The following is an 11,293-nucleotide window of genomic DNA, read 5'->3' on the forward strand; positions in this document are numbered from 1 at the left end:
TTAGTTTAATAGTGATTTTACTTCTCGATCTCTACTTCCGTACCGTTTATCAGACGTGCCTGTCCGGCCACTACCACCTGCGAGTTATCGGGCACACCGGATTTCAGCTCATACTCCGAGCCCATGCGTCTGCCTAACTCCACTTTGTTGTAGGACACTTTGCCATCTTTATAAACGTACACATAGCGATCGCCGGAACCTGCCTGTTTCACAATAGCCAAGTCGGGTACTACGACGTTGTCCGCCGTACCGAAGTTCAAGGTAGCACGGGCAAACATTCCCGGACGTACACGCTGATCTTTGTTGTCCAACTTGATCTCGATCTGGAAAGTACGGGTAGTTGCGTCGATAGTCGGATAGATCAGGCTGATAGTTCCCTTGAACAGTTCGTCGCCATATACATCCAGCTTCACATCTACCGGTTCGCCTTTCTTCACCTTCGTGAAGTAGGTTTCAGACACATTGATCATCAGCTTGACCGGAGTGATCTGCTCTACTACCAGCACCGGACTTCCGCCACTATACATATCACCATTATCGTAATTACGGGCAGTGATTACTCCGTTGATCGGGCTCAACAGAAACGTATTCTCTACCAGATTATCATAAGCAGTCTGCTTCACATCGAGCTGCATCTTCGCAGCATCCCACTCTGATTTGGAAGCACCGCCTACCTTATAAAGTTCGTCGATACGATTAAATTCAATTTTCTGATTGTCCAGTTGCAGTTTCGTCTGTGTGAGGTTGGCTGCATCCATCTGCACCAGCTTCTGGCCTTTGGATACACGGTCGCCCACTTCTACCAGAATCCGGTCGATGCGGACAGGTGACGAAGGAGCAATGTTGTTCTTTACTTCAGCTTCTACCGTCGCTGTATAATCCTGTATCTGATCTACGGGACGGGCTGTTACATCAGCCACTTTTACTCTGGGCTTCTCGTCTTCCTGTTTCACAGCAGCCTTATCTTTTCCACCCGTACATGAGCTCATTACTACTGTCAATAGCAGAGCCACTAATTGGATACCTTTTTTCATATTCCTTAGTTGTAATTTTAGTTGTCTATCTTTATTGTTTTCCCAAAACCTGATCAAGGTCAGCCTTAGCTACCAGGTAATCGTAGATTGATTGATTGTAAGTAAGTTGTGCCTGCGTCAGTGATACCTGCGAACTGTTAAGTTCAAGCACGGTTCCCTTACCGACTTCATAACGTTTTCCGGCAATCTGTACCGCTTTTTCAGCCTGCATCACGTTTTCTTTGTTGCTGACCACCTGCTCGGAACTGGCAGTCATATTGTTACGGTAGCTGACTACCTGCATATTCAGTTTTCTCTCCGTATCGATACGGTTCCAGTCAAGCTGGCGCATCTGGATGCGGGCCGATTTTACCTTCGTAAAGTTGCTCGCCCTATACAAAGGAATGCTCAGATTGAACATCAAAGACGAACTGTTGCTCCACGTATAATCAAAGAAATTGATGTTCGGATTATACAAAGACTGATATTGATAAGAGAAGCTCATCGACAAAGTAGGCATGAAGTTCGTTTTCAGCGACTTCACGTTCTTTTCGAGCAATTTCATATTCAGCTCGAACTGCTTCATCGTTGTATTGTTCTCCAGACTCATATCTTCTTCTTTCAACTGATTGGCAAACAGCATTGATTCGTAGTTTGTCAGATTATCGTCAGTCTTAATATCCACATCAGCCGTAATGCCCATCAACACTTTCAACTGGAGTTTTGCCAGCGTCACGGCATTGGCGGCAGAAATGACATTCGGCTTGATGCTGCGCATCTGTACTTCTGCGCTGATCTTGTCAAATTCGCTGACTGCACCTTGTTGATATTTGGCGTTCACGACATTGAAATTATCTTCTGCCAACTTATAGCTGCCTTGAAGCACTTCATAACTATCTTGTGCAAGCATCAGCTGATAATAAGCCTTGGTTACCTGATTGATCAAATCCAGTTCGGAAGCACGCGACTTCTCCACTGCCAGTTCGATATCCGTCTTTGTCATTGACATGGCCCGGTAGACTGCCGGTGCAAACAAAGGCAGGTTAATGCTCAGTCCGGCATTGGCGGTATTCGTACCATCCTGCCCCATCTTGAACGACATATCGTTCAGTTTCATTTCAGCCGCTTTGATCGTGTGATCCAATGATCCGTTTAGGCTTGCTTCGGGTAACAGGCTCTGCCATGCTTCCTTACTTGCAACTTTCTTTAAGGCAATTTCTTCTGCCGCCACCTTTATCGTAGGATTCTCATCCAACGCTATTTCCAGGGCTTTGTCCAACGTCAATGTCAGCGTATTCTGCGTTGTCTGCTCCGTCTGAGCCTTTGCAAAGCCAAACGCACAGAGAGCCATTGCCGTCAGAAGCATTTTCTTGCCTGTCAATCTTTTCAATCTGTTCATAAACTCGTTTCTATTTGATCCTTAATTGTTTGTCATCCGAACCTTACTCCTATTATTGTTGCTCGACCCGGTTTTTACGATATTCTGATATAAATTCTTCTAAAACTTTGGCTCCTTTTTCCGTGGAAATGCCACGTATATAAGTAAACATGATGGATTCGTATACTTCTATAAAAGGATATTCGTTGCAAATGTCCGTATTCAGCAGCACATCAAACTGCTCTCGCACCAACAGGTTGACTATCTCAAAGTTGACATCCGACCGAAAGATACCTTGCTCCACGCCCGACTTAAAGAAAGACATCGTCTTCTCCGAGTCACTTTCACTACGGTCTTTCATCATCGCATATACCTTCGGATATTTCTTTATATCCTCAAAGAAGCGCTTGTTGGTCTGATGAAAGATCTCGATGCTTTTCTGAAAGACAGCAAGTATCACCTCCAGCACATTGTTGGATTGCTCGTATATCTCCTGCAAGTATTTGTCTCTTTCAGCTTGCTTTTGCAGAATACACTCTTTCAATAATGATTCCTTATCTGCAAAAACCTCATAGAGCGTACGTTTGGAAATGCCCAATGCTGCTGCAATGTCATCCATCGTAATACACTTGATACCTTTCAAAGTAAAAGCTTCTGTCGCGGTCATTATGATCCGCTCTCTCAGCTCCGCCTTTTGGGACGCGTCTCTTCCATGCTCCATCATCACTCTTTTTAGATTTTGTTAGACTCAGTTTTCTATAATTTCACCATTTAAAGCGAAAAACGGAACAAAGATATATAGAAAACTCAATTAACAAATCAAGTTTCCTTTTATTTATAGCCCATTTGATAAATATTATCATTCATTAGAGGTATATGAAAACAAGTGTTAAGAGGAAATATGGAGCAAAAGTAAGGAATAGCGGTATATGAAGTAAAGTTTTATCGCTGTAAGAGGGAGAATAATCGGCAAATGCCGGATAAATATCGATAAGAATCGATCGTTTATCCGGCAATAACAGTCACCATTATTAACGAAAAGCGAAAAAGGAGGTTTAGTACTCTAACTTAGTCCTTTTTAAAAAAGCGACTGTTTTATGTATTTCTTTGTACATCACAATGTCGTCTTTCACAAAAGGCACTTCTTTCCGGTAGGCATGCAGGAAACTCTCCAGCAGCGGAGACGTTTTCAGCGGACGGCGGAAATCGATGCCCTGCGCAGCATTCATCAGTTCGATGGCAAGGATATGTTCAAGGTTGTCCATCACTTTATAAAGTTTGGTTGCGGCATTGGCTCCCATACTTACATGATCTTCCTGCCCGTTGGACGAAACGATGGAATCGCTCGATGCGGCATAGCAGTACATTTTATTCTGGCTGACCATAGACGCAGCAGCGTATTGGGGAATCATAAAGCCGGAGTTCAGTCCCGGATTGGCTACCAGAAACTCCGGAAGTTCGCGAAGTCCCATAATCAATTGAGAGACACGGCGTTCGGAGATATTTCCCAGTTCTGCTAGAGCAATGGCGAGAAAGTCATAGGAGATAGCCAACGGCTGACCGTGGAAATTTCCACCGGAAATGATTCTGTCTTCGTCTGGGAAGATCGTAGGATTGTCCGTGACGGAATTGATTTCGGTCAGCAGTACGGAGGAAACATAGCGGATAGCGTCTTTCGTGGCACCATGCACTTGCGGGATGCAACGGAATGAGTAAGGATCCTGTACGTGCGCTTTGGGACGTTCGATCAGTTCGCTGCCTGCCAGCAGTTTACGGAAAGCCTCTCCCGTCTCGATCTGTCCGGGATGAGGGCGTATCTGCTGGATACAATCCATAAACGGGTCGATACGTCCGTCGAAGGCTTCAAGAGAAAGGGCGGCTATCAGGTCAGCTTTCTTGGAGAGGCGGAAGGCTTTGAGAATGGCAAATACACCATTGGCACTCATGAACTGGGTACCGTTGAGCAGCGCAAGCCCTTCCTTGCTCATGAGCCGGACGGGTTCCCAGCCAAATTCGTCGAGCACGCTGATGGCTTCGCATTTCTTTCCTTTATAGTTGACGTCGCCCACACCGATCAAAGGAAGGAACAGATTGGCTAATGGGGCGAGATCGCCGGAAGCTCCCAAAGAACCGCGATCATAGACGATGGGCAGTACGTCGTTATTGAAAAAGTCAAGAATACGCTGCACGGTGATTAGTTGCACGCCGCTATGTCCCAACGAGAGAGCGTGGGCTTTGAGCAACATCATCAGTTTGATGATGACAGGACGGATTTCTTCGCCTACACTGCAGGCATGGCTCTTTATCAGGTTTTCCTGCAAGGTTCCCAATTCGCCGGGAGATATATTTTTAGTGCATAACGAGCCGAAGCCGGTGGTGATGCCATAAAGAGGTTCTTCGGAAGAAGCTATTTTATGGTCGAGATAATCACGGCATTTCTGAATGCGGAGCTTGGCTTCGGGAGCCAGTTCCAGCTTCAGATTCTCGTTGATGATCCGTTCGATGATTTCGAAGGTCAGTTCTCCGGAACCTATTTGATACACATTCTTGCTCATACGCGTAAGTCTTGGTTGACGGCATCCAGTAATTCTTTCTCTTTCCGGCAGGCGGTTTGCTCTATCCGGTCTGCTTCGGCTTGCAATTCTTGGACAAATTCTTTGTCTTTGAGTACCCCCAGATTAATGCGGACATTCAGCAATGCCCCCAATACGGCGGATCGTGCCGCCATCATGGCTACACAAGCGTCTGTAATAGCGTTCCGATTCCCCAGACGGGCGATGTCTGCTATGACGGGCATCACTTCGAGTGCTTTTCGGGCAACTTCCATCGGAATGAGAGCGGCATGCCTGGTGGCTTCCTGAATGGCAGCGCTGCGGGCAGCTTTTTCTTCATCGGTAGCTTTGGGAAGTTTAAAACAGGCAAAAACTTCATCATAGGCTTCGGAGTCTTTATCAATCAGGGCGATGAATTCTTTTTGGAATCGGGTGGTAAGCGTCTGTGCGTGCTGCATTACTTCTTCACTGGCTTCATATCCTTTCTTGCCGATGGTGAGTCTCGTCACCATCGTGGCCAAAGCGGAAGCCAATGCTCCGCCTAAAGCGGCAATACTGCCACCGCCGGGTACCGGATCATTGCCGGCTACCTTATCTAAGAAATCTTTTACGGTTAAATCTGCTAACATGGTATTTTATGATTTTAGTTATCAATTGACGGGGTATAGCATACCGCCTTTAATAGTCATGATGACACAGTTCATGCCCACGTAGTATGGCAGAATGTGATAATTGTCCGAATTCAGTATGACAAAGTCACCTTGCTTGCCTACTTCGATACTTCCGATCCGGTCTGCCCGATGAAGGGCAGCAGCTCCGTTCAGTGTCAGGGCAGTGATGGTTTCTTCGATGCTAAGTTTCATGTAAATACACGCCAAAGCAATGGTCAACGGGATGGAACCGGAGAAACAGCTTCCCGGATTCAAGTCTGTGGCAAGTGCCACGGCACAGCCGGCATCAATCATTTCACGACCGCGTGCATAAGGTTCTTTCAGTGCGAAAGCCGTCAGAGGCAGCAGGGTAGCTACTACTCCTGCGTCGGCCATTGCACGGATTCCGGCATCGGAAGCCTGAAGCAGATGATCGGCAGACAAAGCGCCCAGTTCGGCAGCCAGCTCAGCGCCACCAAAGGAAACGATTTCATCGGCATGGAGCTTTAACAGGAAGCCTTGTTCTTTGGCTGCCCGAAGGAGACGGCGGGACTGTTCGACAGAGAAAACTCCTTGTTCGCAAAAGACATCACAACATTCGGCAAGTTCGTTCTCGCGGATAACGGGGAGCATTTCACGAATCAGAAAGTCGATGTATTCGTCTCCTCTTCCTTTATACTCTTCGGGAAGGGCGTGGGCTCCTAAGAAAGTGGATACAATGTCGATACGTTTGTGCTCGTCATTGTTCAGGCTGCGCATTATTTTCAGTTGCAGCAGCTCTGTTTCCCGATCGAGTCCATAACCGCTTTTACCTTCTACCGTGGTGACTCCCATAGCACTCATCTTCTTCAGAAAGCCTTCGGCTGCCGAGCGAAGTTTCAGGAAATTCATTTGCCGGGTAGCTTTTACGGTACTGGCTATCCCTCCGCCACGTTCCATGATGGACATATAGCTTTCGCCTTTCAGCCGCCATGAAAATTCTTCGGAACGTTCTCCGCCAAAAACAAAATGGGTATGCGAATCGACAAAGCCCGGAAGCAGGCAATGTCCCCGGGCGTTGTAATGCCAGTAATGCTGGTAGTAGCCGTCACGATCTTCGCCACGACTCTCGCCGACGTAAGTGATGATGCCTTTGGTCACTTCTACCGTTCCGTTTTCTATGATGCGGAGTTGTCCCATTTCCGCACCTTTACGGGCGGAGATTCCTGTCGGGGTGACAATACGGGCATTGAATATAATCAGGTTTTCACTCATTGATCTTTTATTATTCGGTTCTTACTATTTCAATCATAATTCGATATAAGTTTCAGCAGCTTTATATCGGACGCACATTATTTTAATACTCCGGGTGCTATTCCATGATACGCGCTTCCAACACCTGCTGCATGGAGAAATTCTCCAGTCCCAAATAATAGGAAGCCGTATCTATCAGCGCTTCCATCGGCACCAGACCAATGATCTCACTACCAACAATCGTCACTCCATAGCGGCGGGCCTCAATACGCACCAATTCAAAAGCACGGTAAAGGGCGGTGCGGGTGTAATCGGTCATATTAATGGATACTTGGGTGATATTCCGTTCTTTCAGTTCCACCCCCATTGCTTTGACGTAGCGGAGACCGCCGTTGATATGCCGGATATTCTTTGCTATCTTCGTGGCTATTTCAAGATTATCGGTACTCAGATTGATGTTATAAGCAACCAGCGGCATTCGGGCACCGATAGCTACCGTTCCGGCAGTGGGATGACGCTCGGCAGGTCCGAAGTCGGGCTGCCATTCGGGAAGTTTGATTTTCTCCGCCATTCCTTCAAATTCTCCTTTACGGACGGAAGCCAGATTTTCCCGATGCGGGGCTGTCGCGGACTTTTCATATAGAAAGACAGGGAGATTATATAGTTCCGCCACCCGGGAGGCTACTTCTTTCGACAGGGCGACGGCTTCTTCCATCGTCGTATTCTTGATCGGGATAAAAGGAACTACATCCACCGCTCCCATGCGGGGATGCTGTCCGCTATGATGGTTAAGGTCTATCAGACGAACAGCAATGCCGATAGCTTCAATGACTGCATCGCGCAAGGCCTCCGGTTCGCCAACCAAAGTGACTACCAGACGGTTATGATCTTCATCATTGCTATAATCGAGCAGCTTCACGCCGGATTTGCCACGAAAAGGGGCTACTATCTTGTCTATTTTCTCCAAATCACGTCCCTCGCTAAAGTTGGGGACACATTCGATGATCTTATTCCAATTCATGTTTATTTCTCTATTTCGTTACTTTCTATTACAATGCTTCTTTTATTGTCTTTTTAATCAGCTCGTCATCAGCCAGATAAGGCATCGTTATATGATACCCTTCCGAATGTGATTCATTGAAAGCGTCACTAGTTTCCATTGCATGCGGATTGCGGGCCCACGAACGGCGGGCCACTCCGCCCATCACATCCCAAAGCATAGCCGAACGAAGTATCTCGTCTACCCGTTCGCTGCCGTCACATACCATGCCGAAGCCGCCATTAATCGCTTTTCCGATACCGACTCCACCGCCATTATGCAGAGCTACCAGGCTCATGCCACGCGCACAGTTTCCGGCGAAACACTGCACAGCCATATCAGCCATGACATTACTTCCGTCTTTGATATTCGATGTCTCACGGAAAGGCGAATCGGTTCCACTCACATCATGATGATCGCGGCCCAACATGATCGGTCCTACTTCTCCCCGCCGTACCATTTCATTGAAACGGAGGGCGATATTCATTCTTCCTACGGCATCCTGATAGAGAATACGTGCCTGAGTACCTACTACCAGCCGGTTCTTTTCGGCATCGCGTATCCAATTATAATTATCCAGATCCTGCCCCCGTCGATTGACATCAATGCACTCCATTGCGGCACGGTCCGTTTTTATCAGATCTTCGTGCCTACCGCTCAGACATACCCATCGGAAGGGGCCATAGCCATAATCAAAGAGTTGGGGTCCCATGATATCTTCTACATAACTCGGCCATATAAATCCGTCTTTCTCATCAACTCCATTGCGGGAAATCTCTTTCACTCCGGCATCATAAATCGCTTTCATAAAGGAGTTGCCATAATCGAAGAAGTAAGTGCCGCGTGCCACCAGTTTCCGGATTACCTCAAAATGGCGGCGCAAAGAAGCGTCTGCCAGACGACGGAACTGATCAGGAGATTCATGAAGAAGGCGGGTCCGCTCTTCGAAAGTCAAGCCTGCGGGACAGTAGCCTCCTTCGTAAACGGCATGGCAAGAGGTCTGATCGGACAAAAGTTCAATATGAATCTGCTCACGTTCCGCATATTCCAGCAAATCGACGACGTTGCCATGATAGGCTACCGAGCAAGGTTCCCGACGCTCCATCGCTTCTTTTGCCAGACGGAAAGCCTCCGACAAGTCTTGTGTGACATGACCTACCCATCCCTGCCGATAACGTGTTTCGATACGGGAGCTATCGACTTCGGCTATAATAGAGGCTGCTCCGGCTATTTCGGCTGCCTTTGGCTGTGCCCCGCTCATTCCTCCCAAACCGGAAGATACGAAGAGGTGACCACGCAAATCTTTGTCCTGCGGAATGCCGAGTTTCAATCGTCCGGCATTGAGTAATGTATTGAAAGTGCCATGAACAATACCCTGCGGACCGATATACATCCAGCCGCCCGCCGTCATCTGCCCATAGTTGGCAACTCCCATTTGTGCGGCAATGTGCCAGTCGTGCTGATTGTCGAACTGACCTATCATCATAGAGTTGGTAATAATAACGCGGGGAGCATCGGGACGGGAACGAAACAGTCCCAACGGATGTCCGGACTCAATGACCAGTGTTTGCTCAGGAGTAAGTTCTTCGAGATATTGCTTGATCAGGAGGTATTGCATCCAGTTCTGACAAACTTGGCCGGTTTCACCATAAGTAACAAGTTCATAGGGATACAACGCGATATCAAAACAGAGATTGTTGTCAATCATTACTTGAAAGGCTTTGCCTTCCACACATTTGCCACGATATTCATCAATCGCCCTGGCTTTCAGATCGCCTGCGGGACGGAAGCGGTATCCGTAAATTCGCCCACGGGTACGCAATTCTTCCATAAATTCAGGTGCCAGTTGCTCATGCAATTCCAAGGGGATATAGCGCAGCGCATTCTTCAATGCCGTAGCTGTCTGCGCCGGCGTAAGCGTATAACTACGGTCGGGGGCCCTCCGGATACCTTCTATGAAAGCTGGGTAGGGAGGTAACGTGTTGCCAAGAGTTATCTTCATAATAAGCAGAATTAAGGATTACAAACTGTAAGCAATACAGTTCTATAACTCTTCGCAATATAGAAAAAAAGAAGAGAAAAGACAAAGGTTTTGGTAGATTTATTATCAGAAAGGTATTATTTATTCTTTCTGCTGCTCACCACACAGCATTTGCAGATACTTGAAGGTATGCTTCGCTTCCTGACTGTCTTTTGTAAGGTAGGCTTTCTTCCAGTCCGGATGTTTTTCCAGCAGTTGCGCCATCTTTTCTTTTCCTACAAAATCAATCTTTCCGGTCTCACCGTTCAACTCATAGCAGACTCGTTTAGTAACCAGACTTGAAGCAGCAAGAGCATCTCCCACATTTCCGCCCAGTTTCACATCATCTTCTTCTGCAAATGTCCCACCGATAACCGACCCTAATGGCATCGCACAGAAATAGATATTTTTGCCCAACTGAACAGCCGGAGCATACCACGCCCCGAAACGCATCTTTTTATAACGCAACTTACGACAGTTGATAAATAAGTCTCCTTCAGAAGTACGCACCGCAAAACAACGCTTCTTCAACTGGCGGCACATAGATTCATCATTGCCTGCCGTTATCCGGTAGTCAGCCCCGCCTGTCAATAGAATCTGGCTTCTGGAACGCTTCTCTACTCGCAACACTGCAAGGGTATCGCCATCTTGAACCATCAACTCTTTCAAGTTTGAATAAATGATATTCTGCGCAACTACCGGAAGGCTAATCACGCTTATCAGCAACCACAAAATATATCCTTTCTTCATAAGCCATCCTCCTTTCTTCATTCAACGCCTTTTCGAGTGGAAAGTTATAAATTTTAGCGCATAAATGCAAGAATGGAAAAAGAAATGTTGAAAAAAGAAGCCAGGAAGCCCTTTCGCCTTCTTGGCACAGCACCTCTTACACGCAATTATCTCGGAAGCAAGGCAATCGCACCCGAAGTTTGTTTATTCATGAGATACGGTTTATGGTTCTTTTTATAATCTTATCTTGTCTTTTTTCATCCGGAATATCAGGCGTTAATACCTGAGTCGTCAGGGTTGACTAAAAAGTCGGTAGTATCTCCAATTCCCCTCCCTTCGGGAAGGAGAAGATTTAAGATACTACCGACTTTTTAGTCAGCCCCATATCAACTATGAAAGAATAAGCTCCCGGGAACAACAGCAAATGAACGATTCATTATGCTATTATGCAGGCATGATTAATATATTCCGTCAGTAACAATAAATCGTTTCACGTACATGCTCCCATCAGTCCACGTACGTAAACTATTGAGCTCACATACGTGAACCGAACAGATCACGGACGTGAAACGAAAATATGAAACGAACAAAATATATTAGTCAAACCTTGTTTACAGGTTAAGGTTGTACTTCCCTAATAATGGTTGACTTGTTTATCTCTAATAGCTGCTATGTGTTG

The 11,293-nt window shown here is 46.7% G+C and carries 9 protein-coding genes; all 9 read right to left on the bottom strand.

Going from position 1 to position 11,293, the window contains the following annotated elements; genetic code table 11:
* Positions 1–17: 17 nt before the first annotated feature.
* The 9 genes from KTR07_RS24885 to KTR07_RS24925 all read right to left on the bottom strand — a co-directional run bounded on the left by KTR07_RS24885 (position 18) and on the right by KTR07_RS24925 (position 10,635).
* Positions 18–1,034, bottom strand: a complete 1,017-nt coding sequence (locus KTR07_RS24885; protein ID WP_008762064.1) for an efflux RND transporter periplasmic adaptor subunit — start codon at positions 1,032–1,034, stop codon at positions 18–20.
* A gap of 31 nt (positions 1,035–1,065) precedes the next feature.
* Positions 1,066–2,412 (bottom strand): TolC family protein, encoded by a 1,347-nt coding sequence (locus KTR07_RS24890; RefSeq protein WP_008762063.1) that lies wholly within the window; start codon positions 2,410–2,412, stop codon positions 1,066–1,068.
* Between the two features lie 52 nt (positions 2,413–2,464).
* On the bottom strand, positions 2,465–3,115 hold the full coding sequence (locus KTR07_RS24895) for a TetR/AcrR family transcriptional regulator (RefSeq protein WP_055221670.1): 651 nt from the start codon (positions 3,113–3,115) through the stop codon (positions 2,465–2,467).
* A 331-nt stretch (positions 3,116–3,446) separates the two neighbouring features.
* Complete coding sequence (gene hutH / locus KTR07_RS24900) at positions 3,447–4,946, bottom strand: histidine ammonia-lyase (protein WP_011108449.1); 1,500 nt, start codon at positions 4,944–4,946, stop codon at positions 3,447–3,449.
* Entirely contained in the window at positions 4,943–5,572 is a 630-nt protein-coding gene (locus KTR07_RS24905; RefSeq protein WP_117981643.1) for a cyclodeaminase/cyclohydrolase family protein, read from the bottom strand. The genes hutH and KTR07_RS24905 overlap by 4 nt, the downstream gene beginning before the upstream one ends.
* Before the next feature lie 21 nt (positions 5,573–5,593).
* The gene (hutI, locus tag KTR07_RS24910) at positions 5,594–6,847 is read right to left on the bottom strand and encodes an imidazolonepropionase (protein WP_103877633.1); all 1,254 of its coding nucleotides are present in this window, start codon (positions 6,845–6,847) and stop codon (positions 5,594–5,596) included.
* A gap of 97 nt (positions 6,848–6,944) precedes the next feature.
* Positions 6,945–7,847, bottom strand: coding sequence for a glutamate formimidoyltransferase (gene ftcD / locus KTR07_RS24915; protein WP_117981642.1), 903 nt, complete (start codon positions 7,845–7,847; stop codon positions 6,945–6,947).
* 28 nt (positions 7,848–7,875) lie between these two features.
* Positions 7,876–9,867: a urocanate hydratase gene (locus KTR07_RS24920; RefSeq protein ID WP_117981641.1), complete on the bottom strand. Its 1,992-nt coding sequence runs from the start codon at positions 9,865–9,867 to the stop codon at positions 7,876–7,878.
* 120 nt (positions 9,868–9,987) lie between these two features.
* Positions 9,988–10,635 (bottom strand): DUF6563 family protein, encoded by a 648-nt coding sequence (locus tag KTR07_RS24925; protein ID WP_181981970.1) that lies wholly within the window; start codon positions 10,633–10,635, stop codon positions 9,988–9,990.
* Between the last annotated feature and the right edge of the window lie 658 nt (positions 10,636–11,293).

This window comes from Bacteroides sp. MSK.20.82 (assembly GCF_019052485.1).
GTDB classification, from domain to species: Bacteria; Bacteroidota; Bacteroidia; order Bacteroidales; family Bacteroidaceae; genus Bacteroides; species Bacteroides thetaiotaomicron.

Excerpts from the sequence above, each read along its gene's own strand:
- ftcD (WP_117981642.1), bottom strand. The coding sequence starts at position 7,847 with ATGAATTGGAATAAGATCATCGAATGTGTCCCCAACTTTAGCGAGGGA.
- KTR07_RS24890 (WP_008762063.1), bottom strand. The coding sequence starts at position 2,412 with ATGAACAGATTGAAAAGATTGACAGGCAAGAAAATGCTTCTGACGGCA.
- KTR07_RS24895 (WP_055221670.1), bottom strand. The coding sequence starts at position 3,115 with ATGATGGAGCATGGAAGAGACGCGTCCCAAAAGGCGGAGCTGAGAGAG.
- KTR07_RS24920 (WP_117981641.1), bottom strand. The coding sequence starts at position 9,867 with ATGAAGATAACTCTTGGCAACACGTTACCTCCCTACCCAGCTTTCATA.
- KTR07_RS24925 (WP_181981970.1), bottom strand. The coding sequence starts at position 10,635 with ATGAAGAAAGGATATATTTTGTGGTTGCTGATAAGCGTGATTAGCCTT.
- hutI (WP_103877633.1), bottom strand. The coding sequence starts at position 6,847 with ATGAGTGAAAACCTGATTATATTCAATGCCCGTATTGTCACCCCGACA.
- KTR07_RS24885 (WP_008762064.1), bottom strand. The coding sequence starts at position 1,034 with ATGAAAAAAGGTATCCAATTAGTGGCTCTGCTATTGACAGTAGTAATG.
- hutH (WP_011108449.1), bottom strand. The coding sequence starts at position 4,946 with ATGAGCAAGAATGTGTATCAAATAGGTTCCGGAGAACTGACCTTCGAA.
- KTR07_RS24905 (WP_117981643.1), bottom strand. The coding sequence starts at position 5,572 with ATGTTAGCAGATTTAACCGTAAAAGATTTCTTAGATAAGGTAGCCGGC.